The organism is Halomonas sp. I5-271120 (genome assembly GCF_030553075.1).
In the GTDB taxonomy this organism is placed as follows: domain Bacteria; phylum Pseudomonadota; class Gammaproteobacteria; order Pseudomonadales; family Halomonadaceae; genus Onishia; species Onishia taeanensis_A.
Genome location: NZ_CP130701.1, coordinates 3,324,288 through 3,339,954 on the forward strand (window position 1 = coordinate 3,324,288; position 15,667 = coordinate 3,339,954).

A 15,667-nucleotide genomic window follows, 5' to 3' on the forward strand; every position below is an offset into this window, starting at 1 on the left:
CCGTTCCATGAGAAAAGGATGAGGTTTCACCGTATTTGCTCAAGAAGATAAACATCCAAGGTTGGAAAGCCGCAGGACGCAGGGCACAGGTGAGAGCTTCGCCAGTGGCCTTTGCCGGGCTATGAAAGCGGCTGGCCAAATGCCGTGGCGGCAGCTTGCGGATCGGGTTGACCGCAGATCGCGGAGATCACCGCCAGCCCATGAGCGCCCGATTGCCGGATGGCCTCGACATGGCTCGCGCTCAAGCCGCCGATGGCGACACTCGGCAGCGGGCTTGATGCCGCTAATTCGGTGAGACCGCCAATGCCGAGCGGCGGCGCATGATCCTGCTTGCTTGCGGTGGCAAACACCGGGCCTATACCAAGATAATCCAGTCCTTGCGGATCGAGAGCGGCGAGCTGGGTGCTGTTTTCCACCGAGAGCCCCAGGATAGCATTGGGCCCCAATTTGCGGCGTGCTTCGGCCACGGCGCCGTCCTCCTGGCCGATGTGCAGGCCGTCGGCCCCGGCGGCAATGGCGACGTCTAGACGGTCATTGATGATCAGCGGGACGCCGGTGCCGTGCAGTGCGGTCATGAGTCGTCGAGCCTGATCGATGAGCTCAGCATCGCTTGCTGTCTTGTCACGCAGCTGAACCATCGTCACGCCGCCGCGCACGGCGGCAAGCACGGTATCGATGAGCCCTTTCTTTGCGCAAAGCGCAGCATCGGTCACCAGGTACAAGGTCAGGTCGAATGCCTTGGATGGGCTGTGGTTACACATGGCGGACCTCCGGGTGGCGATCCTCAAGTGCTGACGCGTCGAGTCCATAGAGAGCGTCGATAAAGGCGACCGAGAAGCTGCCGGGACCTCTGGCTTCCTGGCCGGCCAGTTCGCCGGCCCTGGCATAGCAGGCAAGTGCCGCGACGGTCGCCACAAAGGGATCCTCGGCCTCGGCGATGAAAGCGGCGACGACCCCGGTCAGCGAACAGCCAAGGGTTGTGACCTTGGGCATCAGCGGATGGCCGCCCTCGACCCATACCAGGCGCTGGCCGTCAGTGACGAGATCCTGCTCGCCGGTGACGGCGACCACGGCGCCGGTTTTTCGGGCCAGTTGCAGCGCCGCGTCGTGGGCGCTGTCGGCGGCATCGGTGCTGTCGACGCCTCGGCCGCTCGCGCTTTCGGTCGCCAGGGCAATGATCTCGGAGGCATTGCCGCGTATCACCGTGGGTGACAGGGCAATCAGCTGGCGGGCGGTCTTGCGGCGATAGGCGGTGGCACCTACCGCGACCGGATCCAGCACCCAGGGCGTGCCGGCTGCTCGGGCGGCGCTAGCCGTCTCGAGCATGGCCTCGACCCAGTGCGGTGATAGCGTGCCGATATTGATGGTCAGGGCGCGGGCCAGCCCGGCGAACTCGGCGGCTTCCTCTCGCGCATGCACCATGGCCGGCGACGCGCCGATGGCGAGCAGCACATTGGCCATGGCATTCATGGCGACGAAGTTGGTGATGTTGTGGATCAGCGGCGCCGTCTCGCGGACTCGCGTCAGATGGGCAGTGGGGTCAATCGTGATCATCGTGCCTCCTGAGCGGAGGCGTTCGTGTGGCAGGCGTCGGGCGCGCCCACCACACGACTCCCTCCGCCGGCATTATCCGGGTCAGGTTCGAAGGGTGCCTCTCAGCCGGCGAGTGCCGGCGCCCCTGTCGTCAGTGTGCACACTATCTCTGCCGATCGGCTGGCTGTAAAGCCCAGCCAGCATCAGCCGGTTACCGGCGCTAGGCCGGCGGCGTCGACCAGCGCTCGAGTGTAGGGCGTTTGAGGCACGCCCAGTACCTGCTCGCTTGAGCCTTCCTCGACCACGTCGCCATCCTTCATCACCATGACCCGGTGGGCCATGGCGCGCACCACCGCCAGGTCATGGCTGATGAACAGGTAGCTCAGGCCTCGCCGGGCCTGCAAATCCCTGAGCAGCTCGACCAGTTGTTTCTGCACGGTACGGTCCAGCGCCGATGTAGGTTCATCCAGCACTACCAGCTCCGGCTCGAGAATGATGGCCCGGGCCACGGCAATGCGCTGGCGCTGGCCACCGGAGAACTCATGGGGATAGCGCGAGGCGCAGTCGGCGGGCAGCCCGACCTCGAGCAGCGTCGCCTGGACGCGCCGTTCGACCTCGGCGTCATCGAGCTCGGGATGATGAAAACGCAGCCCTTCGCTGATGATCTTGGCCACCGGCAGGCGCGGCGACAGCGAGCCATAGGGGTCCTGGAAGACGATCTGGAAGCGTCGACGCTGCTGGCGCAGCGCCTTGCCGCTGAGCGTATCCAGCCGCTCCTCGGCGAAGTCGATTTCGCCATCACTGGCCGTCAGGCGCAGCAGCGCCATGGCTAAGGTGGTCTTGCCGGAACCGGACTCTCCGACGATGCCCAGGGTCTCGCCGCGGCGAAGGGTCAGGTCGAGCGGCTGCACCGCCACGAAGGGCGGCGGGTTCCGAGAGAAAAGGCGCTTGGGGCGCGAAAAGGCTACCCGTAAGGCTCGCGCCGCCATCAGCACAGGGGGGCTGCCGATGGGACGTGGCCGGCCCTGTGGCTCGGCATTCAGTAGCGTGCGGGTGTAGTGGCTCTGCGGATCACGAAAGACGCGTTCTACCGGACCGGTTTCCTGCTCGCGGCCGTGATAGAGCACGCAGACCCGATCGGCATGGCGGCGCACCAGGTTCAGGTCATGGGTGATCAGCAGCATGCCCATGCCGTGGCGCTCGCGAAGCTCTCTGAGCAGGGCCAGGATGTCCTGCTGCACGGTGACATCGAGTGCCGTCGTCGGCTCATCGGCGATCAGCAGCTCCGGTTCATTGGCGATCGCCATGGCGATCATCACTCGCTGGCGCTGGCCGCCTGACAGCTGGTGGGGCCAGGCATCCAGCAGTTCGTCCGGCCGTGGCAGCTTGACCTGGATAAGCAACTCCCTGGCCCTGGCGCGGGCGGCCTTACCACTGAGGCCCTGATGCAGGCGCAGGGTCTCGCCGATCTGTTTCTCGACGGTATGCAGCGGGTTCAGCGAGGTCATGGGCTCCTGAAAAACGAAGCCAACTCGACTGCCAAGCAAGCCCTGCCAGTCGCGCCTTTTTAGCGTCGCCAGATCGGTATCACCCAGCTGGCGCTGCCCGGTGACGCTGGCATTGTCAGGCAGCAGGTTCATGGCCCCCAGGGCGCTGACCGACTTGCCTGAGCCGGATTCGCCAACCAGGGCCAGCGCTTCGCCGGCATGGATATGCAGTGACAGCGAATCCACTACCCTCTCGCCGTCGAAGCCGATGGTCAGATCGTCCAGGCGCAGCAGCGGTCGGTTATGAGAGTGCGGGGGCGTTTCAGGCATCGTCCGTGCTCCTGGCGGCGTCATGCGTGGTCGCAGACGTAGTCGAGGCGAGTGCCTTGGGGCTGGTCTGGATATGGCGCGGATCGAACGCATCGCGCAGCCCTTCGCCAATAAATACCAGCAGCGAGAGCATCAGCGACAGGCTCACGAAAGCGGTGATGCCGAGCCATGGCGCCTGCAGGTTGTTCTTGCCCTGGGCTACCAGTTCGCCAAGCGACGGCGAGCCTGGCGGCAGGCCGAAGCCCAGGAAATCCAGAGCGGTCAGGGTGGTGATGGCACCAGTGAACAGGAAGGGGATGAAGGTCAGGGTGGCGACCATGGCATTGGGCAGCACATGACGCCACATGATCAGGTGCGAGGGCAGGCCCATGGCCTTGGCAGCGCGCACATATTCGAGGTTGCGCGCGCGCAGAAATTCGGCGCGCACCACGTCGACCAGGCCCAGCCAGGAGAACAGCAGCATGATGCCGAGCAGCCACCACAGGTTGGGCTGCACCAGACTTGCCAGAATGATCAGCAGGAATAGCACCGGCAGCCCCGACCAGATCTCGATCAGCCGCTGGCCGATCAAATCAACTTTGCCGCCAAAGTAACCCTGTACGCCGCCGATCACCACGCCCATGGTCAGCGAACCAACGGTCAGCACCAGGGCGAAGACCACCGACAGGCGGAAGCCATAGATCACCCGGGCCAGCACATCGCGGCCCTGGTCGTCGGTACCCAGCCAATGACGCCCGTCGGGCGAGGAAGGCGCCGGCCGGCTGAGCTCCATGTCCAGCGTCTGGTAGGAGAAGGGGATCGGTGGCCACAGCATCCAGCCATCGTCCTCGATGGCGTCGCGCACATAGGGGTCACGGTAGTCGGTGGCGGTGGGCAGAAAACCGCCGAACTCGGTCTCTGGGTAGTCGACGAGCAGCGGCACATACCAGTCGCCCTGATACTGCATCACCAGCGGTTTGTCATTGGCGATCAGTTCGGCGCCGAGGCTCAAGATGAACATGAACAGAAACAGCCACAGCGACAGCCGGGCCCGGCGGTTGCCGTGGAAAACGGCCAGGCGACGGCGCGTGATCGGCGATAGGGACTGATAAAAGTGTGTGAAGATGCGCATCAGGCCTCCCTCGTCGCAAAGTCGATGCGCGGGTCGACCCACACGTAGGTCAAGTCGGAGATCAGTTTAAGGACCAGGCCGATCAGGGTGTAAAGGTAGAGAGTGCCGAAGATCACCGGGTAATCACGCTGCATCACCGCCTCGAAGCCGAGCAGCCCGAGGCCGTTGAGCGAGAAGATGACCTCGATCAGCAGTGAGCCGGTGAAGAAGATGCCGATCAGCGCCGAGGGCAGCCCGGCGATGATGATCAGCATGGCGTTGCGGAAGACGTGGCCGTAGAGCACCTGATGATCGCCGGCGCCCTTGGCTCGGGCGGTCAGCACGTACTGCTTGTGAATCTCGTCGAGGAAGCTGTTCTTGGTCAGCATGGTCAGGGTGGCGAAGCTGCCGATGGCCGAGGCCAGCACCGGCAACGAGATATGCCAGAAGTAGTCCTTGATCTTGCCCCAGGCCGAGAGGGTGTCGAAGTCCGGTGACGTCAGGCCGCGCAGCGGGAAGACATCGAAGTAGCTGCCGCCGGCAAAGAGCACGATCAGCAGGATCGCGAACAGGAAGCCGGGAATGGCATAGCCGACGATCACCAGGCCTGACGTCCAGACATCGAAGGGCGAGCCGTGACGCAGGGCCTTGCGCACCCCCAGCGGGATCGAGATCAGATAGACCAGCAGCGTCGTCCATAGCCCCAGCGATATCGACACCGGCAGGCGCTCGACCATCAGGTCGACCACCGGCCGGTCGCGGAAGAAGCTCTCGCCGAAATCGAAGGTGGCGTAGTCGTGGAGCATGTCTAAAAACCGCTCATGAGCGGGTTTGTCGAAGCCGAATTGCTCCTCGAGCTGGGCGATGAAGCGCTCCTCGACGCCCCGCGAGCCGCGGGACTCGCCCTTGACGCTATCGCCACCGCCGCCATCGAGGCGGGTGCTGGCCGAACTGTCCAGGCCCTGGCTGCGTGCCAGCATCTGGTCGATGGGGCCGCCAGGGGCAGCCTGCACAATGATGAAGTTGAGCAGCAGGATCCCCAGCAGGGTAGGGATCATCAGCAGCAGGCGGCGAAGGACATAGGAAGCCACGAAGAGTCCTTTTCAGCGTTCCAGCAATAATGTCTGTGAAGCGACCCTGATCGCGTATGACCGGCCTTTATCGCCGGTCTTGTTTGATCAGACCGCGGAAATGGGGACGACGGGCCATATCAATGCAACGTCTTCAGCCCGCACCAGAAGCTAAGCATCAGGGGCTAAGCATCAGGGCCTAAGCAACAGAGCTTAAGTCAGAGAACCTAGGTACCAGCATGTAAGCTCCCGTCTTTATTTACGCACTCATCTTCAGGCACAAACTGTCCGGCCTGGCCCAGGGGGCAGTCTAGGTCAGCGGCTGCGCTGTCGCTTGCGGATTTCGGCCTCCCGTTCCGGGTCGACCCACCAGGCAGACAGGTCCAGATTGTACTCTGGAAACGGCTGGGGATAGTCGAACATATCCCACAGCGCGATGCGCGTCTTGTCGAGATACCACTGAGGCACCACATAGAATCCATGGCGCAGTACGCGGTCCAGGGCGCGGGCGGCGGTATTCAGCTCTTCGCGGCTGTCGGCGCGAATCAGTGTCTCGACCAGCGAATCAATGGCCGGGTTTTCCAGGCCGATGAGGTTGCGACTCTGGGGCTTGTTGGCATAGGCACTGGTCCAGTATTCACGCTGCTCGTTGCCGGGATTGTTCGACTGCGGGAAGCTGCCGACAATCATGTCGTAATCGAAGTTACGCAGGCGGTTCAGGTACTGGTTGACGTCGACGATGCGGATGTCGCCTTGCACTCCTAGCCGGGCCAGGTTGCGCAGCAGTGGTTGGACGACCCGCTCGAACTGGGTGTCGTAGAGGAGCACGTCTAGGCTCAGCGGCTCGCCGGTTTCCACCTGCGTCATCACCCCTTCACGCACTACATAGCCGGCCTCGTTGAGCAGCTCCAGGGCCTTGGCCAGACGCGGGCGCAGCTTTTCAGGTTCTTCAAGCGGCAGCGGGGTCTCGAAAACTGATGCGGGCAGTTGATCCCTGAGGGGCTCAAGAAGCGCGAGCTCGTCCTCGGAGGGCAGACCGCTGGCCGCCATGGGCGAGTTCTCGAAGAAGCTTTCGGTGCGCTCATAGGCACCATAGAACAGATTGTCGTTGAGCCAGGAGAAGTCGAAGGCCAGATTGATGGCCTCTCGGACCCGGGGATCCTTGAAGGTTTCACGGCGCAGGTTCATCACATAGGCCTGCATGCCCGAGGGTTGGCCATCGTATATGTTCAGCTGCTTGACGAGGCCGTTCTCGGCAGCCGGGAAGTCATAGGCGGTGGCCCACTGGCGAGCACTGGACTCGATGCGCATGTCCAGGTTGCCGGCCTTGAAGGCCTCTAGGGCAACGGTCTGATCCCGATAATAGTCATAGACCAGCTCGTCGATATTGTGACGACCCTGGTTCACAGACAGGTCCTTGCCCCAATAGTCCTCGACTCGCTCATAGACAATGCGTCGGCCCGGCTGTACCTCGCTGATTCGATATGGCCCCGAGCCCAGCAGCGGGTCCAGCGTGGTGGCGGTGAAGTCGCGATCGGCCCAGTAATGTTCGGGCAGGATCGGCAGTTGACCAATGATCAACGGCAGTTCGCGGGAATTATTGGGCGCGAACTCGAAGCGCACGGTGTCGCCATCCAGCGCTCGCACCTTGGTCACGTCTTCGTAGTAGCCCGCATAGAAGGGCTGGCCCTTCTCAGTCAGCGTCTCGAAACTGAACACCACGTCGCTGGCCTCGACCGGCTCGCCGTCATGAAAGCGCGCTTCGGGGCGCAGGTCGAACTCGATCCAGCGGCGCTGTGGGTCAAGACGGATGCCCTCGGCCAGCAGCCCATAGCTCGAGAAGGTCTCGTTGGGGTTGCTCTCGAGCAGGGTGTCATAGATCTGGTTCAGGCCGGCGGCGGGCGTTCCTCGCACGATGAAGGGATTGGTGGAGTCGAAGCTGCCGCCGATCGCGGCCCGCAACAGGCTGCCCCCCTTGGGTGCCTCGGGATTGACGTAGGAAAAATGGCTGAAATCCGCGGGCAGGGCGGGCTCCCCATAAAGCGCCAGGCCATGCACGGTAGCTACCTTGGGCGATGCCAGTGCGACGGCGGGAAGGACCAGGCCAGCCATGGCGATCCAGGGGGCCGTGAAGCGGCAGCGAGATGATCGGGTGCGAGGGGGAAGAGCAGCAGTGGTCATCGGTGACGTCCTTGAATCCGGTCAGGCGGCTCACCTCTAATGACGTGAGCCCAGCCGCTAAAGTGTCAGCCGGCGCGCTACTTGTAAACTCTATTGAGCCCCACCACGCCCCTTGCCCCAGGGGGCGAGGGGCCGGTCAGCCAAAGAGGCTTTTCCGGTGTGGCCTCATCAGCACTCAGGCCGTGTCTAGCTGGGGATCAGCCAACGCCTAGTTGGAGGCAAGAATCGTCTGATTGGGAATGTAAAGCGTCTGACCGGCGCGGATCATGTCACCATTGAGGCCGTTGCGTTGGCGAAGGGACGCCAGGCTGACGTTGTGCTGGTCGGCGATGACCGAAAGATTGTCGCCACGGCGAACCACATAGCGGACGGTGCCGGTGGAAACGCCATCCAGGTTGGCCAGCAGGGTATCCTTGGCGTCAGCAGGTACTACCAGCTCTGGCGTGTAAGCTGGATCAACGAAGCCATCCAGGTGGCCCGGGTTGAGCGATTTCAGGCGGCGCACGCTGACGTCGGCCATCTTCGCGAGGCGCTCGAGACTCAGCGGCACGTCGACCTCGACCGCGGCGACGGTAGGCGTATTGTTGATGGTCGGCAGAGACAGCGCATAGCGATCGGGATCATTGATGATCGCCGAGATCGCCAGCAGTTTGGGCACATAGTTCATGGTTTCGCCCGGCAGGCGCAGGTGCCAATAGTCGGTCGGCTCGCCCCGGCTCGCTGCGTCACGGCGGGCTCGATTGACCGTGCCGGCACCCGCATTGTAAGCCGCCAACGAGAGCTCCATATCGCCCTCATACCACTGTGCGGCCTGCCCTTCGAGGTAGTCCAGCGCCGCTTCGGTGGCGGCGATCACGTCCAGGCGGCCGTCATAGCCGCGGGTGCGGGTCAGCCCGAGGGCGTCACCAGTACGCGGCATGAACTGCCAAAGGCCGGATGCACCCCGATGGCTGCGTGCCTTGGGATCGTAGGCACTCTCGATGAAGGGCAGGAGCGCGATCTCGCCGGGCAGACCACGAGCTTCCACGCGACTGGTGATCCAGTGCATCCACGGCCGCGAGCGTTCGATGATGTCGGCGATGCTCTCGGGATGTTCCTGATAATGATCGATCCACTCCTGTACGCGGGGGTGATCGATCTGATCCTGCCAGGCAAAGCGCTGGCGCAGGACGTCCCAGAATCCCGGTGGCTCGAGGACCAGGGCATCCCAGAAGGTCGAGTGCGGCTGGTCGAGAGCTTGAAGGCCCTGGCGTTCTCCGCTGGCTGCCTGGCCTGGGTGAAAAGTGCTGGCTTTGGCGGTGACGGCAGCCAGCGTCATGCTGCTGATGAAAAGCGTACCGGCCAGGCAAATGGCCCGGCGCCGTGCAGTGATATAGGTTGACATAGAAGTAGGGGTCCTCGAGGGCGCTAGAGTGCTGCGTCCAGGGGCAATGGAATCAGGATCGGGATGACTTAAAAGGCATCCTTCCAGGCGCGCAACGTGGTAAAGGTGGCGAGGGGGGTGTCGGCATCACCTTGTGAGCCGGCAGCCCGCTGAACGCCGGGCTGGTCGCTGCGCAGGAAGGGGTTGACCTGCAGTTCGCGGGCCATGTTGCTGGGAAGCGTCGGGCGCTCCAGCTCACGGGCGCGTTGACAGTCGCGCTGATAGGCATCCAGCAGCGTATTGTCTGGATCGGCCGCCTTGGCAAAACGCAGGTTGGCCAGCGTGTATTCGTGAGCAGCGAACACCAAGGTGTCGCCGGGCAGGGCGGCAAGGCGTGACAGCGAGGCATGCATCTGCTCTGCCGTGCCCTCGAACAGTCGGCCACAGCCCCCTGAGAACAGCGTGTCACCACAGAACAGCAGCGGTGGCACACCGGCTGCGAAGAAGGCGATATGATCAAGGGTGTGGCCAGGTACCGCTATCACTTCGAAGCGGCGGCCCATCACCAAGCATTCGTCGCCGTCGCCCAAGCGCTCGTCGATGCCGTCGATGCGCGGGTTGTCCGGGCCGATCACGCGGGGGTGATAGCGCTCGATCAGCTCGGGAAGTCCGCCGGTGTGGTCATGGTGATGATGGGTAATCAGGATTGAGGCAAGCGTCAAACCCTCGCGCTCAAGGATCTCGATGACCGGCGCAGCATCGCCCGGGTCGACAACCGTCACCTTGTCGCTGGTGTCCTGGCGAAGGAGCCAGATGTAGTTGTCGTTGAAGGCCGGGATCGGTGTCACGCTCAGCATGGGGTAGTGTCCTCGGTTATGGCTGCGTCATGTCGGGCGGCGCCTGCTGCTATATTGCTTTCAGCAGTTGCGAACGGGTGGCCAGACGAGCATGGTGACGCTAGGTGACGTCTTTATGCATTAGCTGTCCCTGCAGTACTATCTCAGTACCATCTGCTCGCGCCATCATCCTGATTGAGCCATGACGCTGTCGGCATGGCGATTCTGCCTTGAATCCTGACAGTACCCAGTACGTTAGAGAGCGATGTCTGGTGGCGGCGGCAATCGAACCGGTTCTTGGTGTCAAAAGGACCCTGCGCAATACAGAGGCCGTTCGAGACAGACAGTACGTTCAAAAGGAACGAACTTGCCAGTCTGCCGCCACTCCATGGCAGGCCACTCTGGATAAAGGCTAGGTGGCCGACGTCAAAAATAGTCGCTACTTTGGAGGCTTCGGCATAGCGTGTCAAATTCACCAGATCCGATATTGCTGGCACAAATGGTGCGAGATGCCCGCCGTTACTGGTCCACTGAGGATGGCCGCGCGCACTGGGCCGCCGAGCGCGCCTGCCTGGGACCGGTGTGCGAGAGGCTATTTGGTGCCCATAGCCTCGAGCTTGGCATGGCGCCACGTCTTACCGACATGTGCCCGATCAATCATGCCATGCAGTGGTCGCCGACCCGTGAATTGGCCGAACACCCCTCTACGCTGGTTTGCACGCCCAACCAGCTTCCCCTGCCGGATGAATCCCTGTCGCTGGTGGTGATTCACCATCTGCTTGAAGTGGTCGATGAGCCCCATCATGTCCTGCAGGAAGCGGCCAGGGTCACGGCGGATGATGGCCGGTTGCTCATCTTTGGCTGGAGCCCTCAGGGCGTCTCTGGTTGGAGTCGTCTACTGCCGAAAAGACGCCGGCGGTTGCCGTGGTGCGGACACTGGCGCACCACGGGCCGGCTCAAGGACTGGCTGGCATTTGTCGATTTCGAGATCGAGCGGGTAGACTACTGCGGTTTTCACTGGCCTGGCGGTGCACCCCGCAATGCCGGTCTCGAGGCCCTGGGGCGGCGCTACAATCTGCCGCTCGGGGATACGTTCATGATACGTGCCCGGCGGCGTTCGCAGCAGGCAACTGTTCAGCGGCCACGCCTAACACTCGGCTCTTCGCTGGGAGCCGCCGGCATGGGGCGCGCCACTGGCCTGGCACGACAACCCGATAGGATGACCGAGGGTGACTGACACCGCACTGCCCCGCGTAACGATTTATACCGATGGAGCCTGTCGTGGCAATCCTGGCCCGGGAGGGTGGGGGGCTCTCATGAAAAGCGGTGATCACGAGAAACGCCTCAAGGGGTTCGAAGCCAGAACCACCAATAACCGCATGGAGCTGATGGCGGCTATCATGGCGCTGCGCGAGCTCAAGCGAGAATGCCGGGTGGAGCTGTGGACCGACTCACAATACCTGCGCAAAGGCATCACCGAGTGGATTCACGGCTGGCAAAAGAAGGGCTGGAAAACGGCCTCTCGTCAGCCGGTGAAAAACGCCGAACTATGGAAAGAACTGTTGGCCGAGACTCACCGCCATCGCATCGAGTGGCACTGGGTCAAGGGGCATAGCGGCCACCCTGGCAATGAAGCGGCCGATGCCCTGGCCAATGAAGCCATTGACGAACACCAGGCGTCGCGCGCCTGAAGTCCGTTCTCCCTCATGCGGCGGCTGCAACGCCTTTGGCCTCCATCGCTCTTCAGCACCGTTCAGCATTAGCGTCGTTCAGCAGTCTTTAGAACCGACTGCGCTTCATGCCGGCGCGGTTGTCAGCGTCCGCCGCGACCCAGAAAGCCCGTTCCTAGAAAGAGAGACACCATGCGTCAGATCATTCTTGATACCGAGACCACTGGCATCGACCCTCGTGATGGACATCGCCTGATCGAGATCGGGGGGGTGGAGATGATCAACCGGCGCCTGACCGGGCGGACCTATCATCAGTTCATCAACCCGCAGCGGGCGATAGAAGAAGAAGCGATCGGGATTCACGGCATCACCAATGAGCGGGTAGCCGACGAACCGGTCTTTGCGGCCATCGCCGATGAATTCTGGGCTTTCATCGAAGGTGCCGAACTGGTCATTCACAATGCGCCCTTCGATGTTGGCTTCATTGATAATGAGCTTTCGTTGCTCAACGCCAAGCGCAGCGTGACCCTCGGGCCCGTCGCCGAGCATTGCCGGATCCTCGACACCCTGGTCATGGCGCGCAAGATGCACCCGGGGCAGCGCAATAGCCTCGATGCCTTGTGCAAGCGCTATCAGATCGAAAACGGCCACCGGGTGCTGCACGGCGCCTTGCTGGACGCTGAGATCCTGGCCGATGTCTATCTGCACATGACCGGTGGGCAAACGGCGCTGACCCTCGATGCGCAGTCCAGCAATGAGCAAGAAAACTCTCAGCAAAGCAGCGGAATCCGGCGCCTGGATGAACAGCGGCCTCGCCTTGCGGTCTTAGCGCCCAACGACGCCGAGTTGGCAGCGCATCATGCCAAGCTGGCGGGCATTCGCGAGGCATCAGGAGAGTGTGCCTGGGACAGTTTGCCCGGATGGTTGCCGGCACCTGGCTCTGCCGAAGGCGAGGCGCACTGATGTTTCAACGTATTCTCCCCAAGGGCGCAACGTCCGGATGGACGCTTCACCTACATCGCGGCCGAATTGCCCCCGGGGTTGATGGCGCCCCCCTTCAGGGTCCTGGCCCCTGGTCCTCCGAGGCCTTGCCTCTGGGCTACTGGAGCGATGAGCCGGTCGCGCTGGTATTCGATGATGACAATCCTCAGGCCGCCGAAGACTGGCCTGATGGCCGTGCCTGGCTGGCGAACATGCCTCACGCCTATTTTCCGCTGCTGTCGACCGCGCTGCAGGTCGCCAGCTGGTGGCAGAATCACCGCTTCTGTGGCCGCTGTGGGAGCCGTGCGCGGCATGTTGCCTGGGAGTTTGCGATGCATTGTGATGCCTGCGGGCACCGCAACTATCCCCGCATCTCCCCCTGCATCATCACGCTGGTGACCCATGGTGACGCCATGTTGCTGGGACGCAGTCCGCGTTTCCCGGTGGGGCGTTATTCAACCCTTGCGGGGTTTATCGAACCGGGGGAGTCGGCAGAAGAGGCCGTGCGGCGCGAGGTCTTTGAAGAGGTGGGGGTCTCGGTCGGGCGCACGAGTTATTTCCGCAGCCAGGCCTGGCCGTTCCCGCACTCGCTGATGCTAGGGTACTTCGCCGAAGCGGCGAGTCGTGACATTCGTATCGATGATCGGGAAATCGCCGATGCTGCATGGTTCTTGCCGGAGGAACTGCCTGAATTGCCGCCCACATTTTCCATCTCACGGCAGTTGATCGACACGCATCTCAAATCTGTCTCTGCCCGCGGTCAATGAGACAGGCAGGGTAGGATAGTATTTTGCAGATACACGTTTGCTCAGAGTGCGTCGCAGGCAGGGCTTTTGCGGATAGAGCTGTGTGAGTAAGGCTGTGTGAGTAGCTCGTCGACAATCCTACGGACGTTGCCATCGGCCCAGGCTGGTGGATGGCAACCCGCTTCACCGGCTTAGCGGCTGGGGAATAGGCTATTCAGACGCGTTGCCAGCATGATGTTGCCGGTGGCTTTGAGCTGGCCGCTCATGAAGGCGCTCATGCCACTAATATCACCGCTCATCACGCCCTTTAGTGTGTCGCTGGACATCATCAACGTCACTGACGGGTCTTCATGCTCGCCTTCCTGGATATCCAGGCTGCCACCCTTGACCACCAGGTAGTAGTTGCCCTTGTCGCTGAAATGGAACTGGAATACATCGTCCATGCCTTGTGCCGCCTGAGGGTCGAAGCGTGTCTGGAGTTTCTCGAGTACATTGTCGGTCATGACGAATCCTATTTATGACGAGTTCAGCGACGAAAACGGTATGGGCACGGACGGCTACTATAGTGGTTGAGGCTATTTAAAACGAGCGTTCTGATCAAGACTTTATATGTCAACCTAATGAAAAGCTTTCCCGTGTGCCGGCAGAATGATGGAATCAACTGACTGATAAGACGCGTACTCAAGGAGATCGCAGTGAACGAATGGATACAGGACTACGCCCTGTTCTTTGCTCAGGTCCTGACATTGCTGGCGATGCTGGCGGCTATCATGGTCCTGGTAAGTAAAGGTCGTGGTCAGGGGGATGCGGGCTCACAGCTGCGCGTCGAGGAGCTCAACCTTCGTCAGCGCAAGCGGGCACGGCGCCTGAAAATGGCGGTGACCGAGCCACAGGGCCGCAAGCGGCTGCTCAAGGGCTTTCGTCGCGACGATAAGCATGCGCGCAAGAAAAACGGCGAAGAATCCCCCCGCGGCAATGTCTGGGTACTCGACTTCCACGGTGATCTGAAGGCCTCGGGGACGGCGCGTCTTGCCGAGGAAATCTCCGCCTTGCTGGACGTCGTTGCTGAGGGCGATGAAGTGGTGTTGCGCCTCGAGTCTGCGGGAGGCCTGGTGCATGCCTATGGTCTCGCTGCCGCGCAGCTGGATCGTTTGCGTGAAGCGGGCGTCCTGACTCGGATCTGCGTCGACAAGGTGGCCGCTAGCGGCGGCTACATGATGGCCTGCTGCGCAGACCGGTTGCAGGTCGCCCCCTTCGCGGTGCTGGGCTCGATTGGGGTAGTGGCGCAGGTACCCAATGTGCATCGTCTGCTCAAACGCCATGATGTCGATGTCGAAGTGCTGACCGCCGGCCGCTACAAGCGCACGCTGACGGTGCTGGGCGAGAATACCGAAGAGGGTCGAGACAAGTTTCTTGCCGATATCGAACATACCCATGAGCTGTTCAAGCGCCATATCGCCGAACGGCGTCCGTCAATGGATATCGAGCAGCTGGCGACCGGTGAGATATGGTATGGCCGAGAGGCCGTCGACAAAGGGTTGGCCGATGAGGTCATGACCAGCGATGCGTACCTGCTGGCTCGTATGCAGGACGCACGGGTACTTTCGGTGCGACTGGAAGCGCAGAAGAGGCTTCCCGAGCGCCTGGGGCTGTCACTCTCGGCGGGCGTGGAGCGCGGTGTCACAAGGCTGCTGGAGGCCGTTGACGCCAGCCGATGGCTCAAGCGCTAGGGCGATGACCTGGGACAGGTGAGCTTGGGCTGGCCTCTCGCACGCACTGGCCAAGTAGCCGCGCCGAGCATATGACCGATGCTGCAAAAGAAAACGCCTCGAAGCTTGGCTCGGGGCGTTTTGCGTTCAACGACAGCTGTGCTTGGTGCTTCAGGCAGGGTTGCCCAGGTAAAGCCGACTGATGGCGTCGATGATGACCCTCGCCTGGTTGCCCTTTAACGAGTAATAGATGGTCTGTGACGCGCGTCTCGTGGTGACCATGCCTTCGCGGCGAAGAATCGCCAGATGCTGAGAAAGCGCCGATTGACTGAGGCTCAAGCGGGCGTTGAGCTCGGAAACAGAGAGCTCGGCCCCGTCGAGCAGGCAGAGAATGCGAAGCCGGTTCTCGTTTGCCATGGCCTTGAGCAACGAAGTCGCCGCGCTCAAGACGGTGTCGCCGGCTTCGAGCAGTTGAATGGCGGGTTGTCGCGAGCTCATGAAGTGACCTCCTGGCTGTGCGGTCCGTGCGCCTGACGGATCGTCAGCGGCGCATGCAGAACACGCAGGTTAGGGTAATGCCGAAAGATCACCTTCCCTGGCTGTTGGACGGCACCAAGCGTGTCGTTCATCACGATGCTCGTCGGTCAATAACGATGCTGCCTACTGGGCAA

At 62.1% G+C, this 15,667-nt stretch carries 15 protein-coding genes and 1 riboswitch; of the genes, 5 read left to right on the forward strand and 10 right to left on the reverse strand.

The window, feature by feature from the left end; genetic code table 11:
- Positions 1-119: 119 nt before the first annotated feature.
- From thiE to gloB, 8 genes are all read right to left on the reverse strand, one after another.
- Positions 120-761, reverse strand: coding sequence for a thiamine phosphate synthase (gene thiE / locus Q2K57_RS14890; protein ID WP_304525568.1), 642 nt, complete (start codon positions 759-761; stop codon positions 120-122).
- Positions 754-1,554, reverse strand: coding sequence for a hydroxyethylthiazole kinase (gene thiM, locus Q2K57_RS14895; RefSeq protein WP_304525569.1), 801 nt, complete (start codon positions 1,552-1,554; stop codon positions 754-756). Before thiM ends, thiE begins: the two co-directional genes overlap by 8 nt.
- A 41-nt stretch (positions 1,555-1,595) precedes the next feature.
- Positions 1,596-1,690: riboswitch (TPP riboswitch) on the reverse strand.
- 46 nt (positions 1,691-1,736) lie between these two features.
- A complete protein-coding gene (locus Q2K57_RS14900; RefSeq protein WP_304525570.1) occupies positions 1,737-3,350 on the reverse strand; it encodes an ABC transporter ATP-binding protein in 1,614 nt (537 codons plus the stop codon).
- Positions 3,343-4,461 carry an ABC transporter permease gene (locus Q2K57_RS14905; RefSeq protein WP_304525571.1) on the reverse strand — a complete coding sequence of 373 codons (1,119 nt, stop codon included), beginning with the start codon at positions 4,459-4,461 and terminating at the stop codon, positions 3,343-3,345. Before Q2K57_RS14905 ends, Q2K57_RS14900 begins: the two co-directional genes overlap by 8 nt.
- Complete coding sequence (locus Q2K57_RS14910; RefSeq protein ID WP_304525572.1) at positions 4,461-5,531, reverse strand: microcin C ABC transporter permease YejB; 1,071 nt, start codon at positions 5,529-5,531, stop codon at positions 4,461-4,463. Before Q2K57_RS14910 ends, Q2K57_RS14905 begins: the two co-directional genes overlap by 1 nt.
- Before the next feature lie 294 nt (positions 5,532-5,825).
- Positions 5,826-7,622, reverse strand: a complete 1,797-nt coding sequence (locus Q2K57_RS14915) for an extracellular solute-binding protein (RefSeq protein WP_304526714.1) — start codon at positions 7,620-7,622, stop codon at positions 5,826-5,828.
- Positions 7,623-7,899: 277 nt separating this feature from the next.
- Positions 7,900-9,075 carry a transglycosylase SLT domain-containing protein gene (locus tag Q2K57_RS14920; RefSeq protein ID WP_304525573.1) on the reverse strand — a complete coding sequence of 392 codons (1,176 nt, stop codon included), beginning with the start codon at positions 9,073-9,075 and terminating at the stop codon, positions 7,900-7,902.
- 68 nt (positions 9,076-9,143) lie between these two features.
- Complete coding sequence (gloB, locus tag Q2K57_RS14925) at positions 9,144-9,911, reverse strand: hydroxyacylglutathione hydrolase (protein ID WP_304525574.1); 768 nt, start codon at positions 9,909-9,911, stop codon at positions 9,144-9,146.
- Positions 9,912-10,353: 442 nt separating this feature from the next.
- Here gloB and Q2K57_RS14930 point away from each other — a divergent pair, with 442 nt between their 5' ends.
- The 4 genes from Q2K57_RS14930 (at position 10,354) to nudC (ending at position 13,308) form a co-directional block, all read left to right on the forward strand.
- Positions 10,354-11,127 (forward strand): class I SAM-dependent methyltransferase, encoded by a 774-nt coding sequence (locus Q2K57_RS14930; RefSeq protein ID WP_304525575.1) that lies wholly within the window; start codon positions 10,354-10,356, stop codon positions 11,125-11,127.
- Positions 11,120-11,581: a ribonuclease HI gene (rnhA, locus tag Q2K57_RS14935; RefSeq protein ID WP_304525576.1), complete on the forward strand. Its 462-nt coding sequence runs from the start codon at positions 11,120-11,122 to the stop codon at positions 11,579-11,581. Before Q2K57_RS14930 ends, rnhA begins: the two co-directional genes overlap by 8 nt.
- A gap of 171 nt (positions 11,582-11,752) precedes the next feature.
- Entirely contained in the window at positions 11,753-12,523 is a 771-nt protein-coding gene (gene dnaQ, locus Q2K57_RS14940; RefSeq protein ID WP_304525577.1) for a DNA polymerase III subunit epsilon, read from the forward strand.
- Positions 12,523-13,308: an NAD(+) diphosphatase gene (gene nudC, locus Q2K57_RS14945; protein WP_304525578.1), complete on the forward strand. Its 786-nt coding sequence runs from the start codon at positions 12,523-12,525 to the stop codon at positions 13,306-13,308. Before dnaQ ends, nudC begins: the two co-directional genes overlap by 1 nt.
- A 170-nt stretch (positions 13,309-13,478) precedes the next feature.
- Here the strand turns inward: nudC and Q2K57_RS14950 are convergent, their stop codons facing one another.
- Positions 13,479-13,790 carry an SCP2 sterol-binding domain-containing protein gene (locus Q2K57_RS14950; protein ID WP_304525579.1) on the reverse strand — a complete coding sequence of 104 codons (312 nt, stop codon included), beginning with the start codon at positions 13,788-13,790 and terminating at the stop codon, positions 13,479-13,481.
- Positions 13,791-13,982: 192 nt separating this feature from the next.
- On the opposite strand from Q2K57_RS14950, the gene sohB reads away from it, so the two are divergent.
- Positions 13,983-15,017, forward strand: a complete 1,035-nt coding sequence (sohB, locus tag Q2K57_RS14955; RefSeq protein WP_304525580.1) for a protease SohB — start codon at positions 13,983-13,985, stop codon at positions 15,015-15,017.
- Between the two features lie 150 nt (positions 15,018-15,167).
- Here the strand turns inward: sohB and Q2K57_RS14960 are convergent, their stop codons facing one another.
- The gene (locus Q2K57_RS14960) at positions 15,168-15,494 is read right to left on the reverse strand and encodes a metalloregulator ArsR/SmtB family transcription factor (RefSeq protein WP_112056335.1); all 327 of its coding nucleotides are present in this window, start codon (positions 15,492-15,494) and stop codon (positions 15,168-15,170) included.
- Between the last annotated feature and the right edge of the window lie 173 nt (positions 15,495-15,667).

What these genes read in the sequence shown, in the direction of transcription:
- thiE (WP_304525568.1), bottom strand. Translation starts at nt 761, where the DNA reads ATGTGTAACCACAGCCCATCCAAGGCATTCGACCTGACCTTGTACCTG.
- thiM (WP_304525569.1), bottom strand. Translation starts at nt 1,554, where the DNA reads ATGATCACGATTGACCCCACTGCCCATCTGACGCGAGTCCGCGAGACG.
- Q2K57_RS14900 (WP_304525570.1), bottom strand. Translation starts at nt 3,350, where the DNA reads ATGCCTGAAACGCCCCCGCACTCTCATAACCGACCGCTGCTGCGCCTG.
- Q2K57_RS14905 (WP_304525571.1), bottom strand. Translation starts at nt 4,461, where the DNA reads ATGCGCATCTTCACACACTTTTATCAGTCCCTATCGCCGATCACGCGC.
- Q2K57_RS14915 (WP_304526714.1), bottom strand. Translation starts at nt 7,622, where the DNA reads ATGGCTGGCCTGGTCCTTCCCGCCGTCGCACTGGCATCGCCCAAGGTA.
- Q2K57_RS14920 (WP_304525573.1), bottom strand. Translation starts at nt 9,075, where the DNA reads ATGTCAACCTATATCACTGCACGGCGCCGGGCCATTTGCCTGGCCGGT.
- gloB (WP_304525574.1), bottom strand. Translation starts at nt 9,911, where the DNA reads ATGCTGAGCGTGACACCGATCCCGGCCTTCAACGACAACTACATCTGG.
- dnaQ (WP_304525577.1), top strand. Translation starts at nt 11,753, where the DNA reads ATGCGTCAGATCATTCTTGATACCGAGACCACTGGCATCGACCCTCGT.
- nudC (WP_304525578.1), top strand. Translation starts at nt 12,523, where the DNA reads ATGTTTCAACGTATTCTCCCCAAGGGCGCAACGTCCGGATGGACGCTT.
- Q2K57_RS14950 (WP_304525579.1), bottom strand. Translation starts at nt 13,790, where the DNA reads ATGACCGACAATGTACTCGAGAAACTCCAGACACGCTTCGACCCTCAG.
- Q2K57_RS14960 (WP_112056335.1), bottom strand. Translation starts at nt 15,494, where the DNA reads ATGAGCTCGCGACAACCCGCCATTCAACTGCTCGAAGCCGGCGACACC.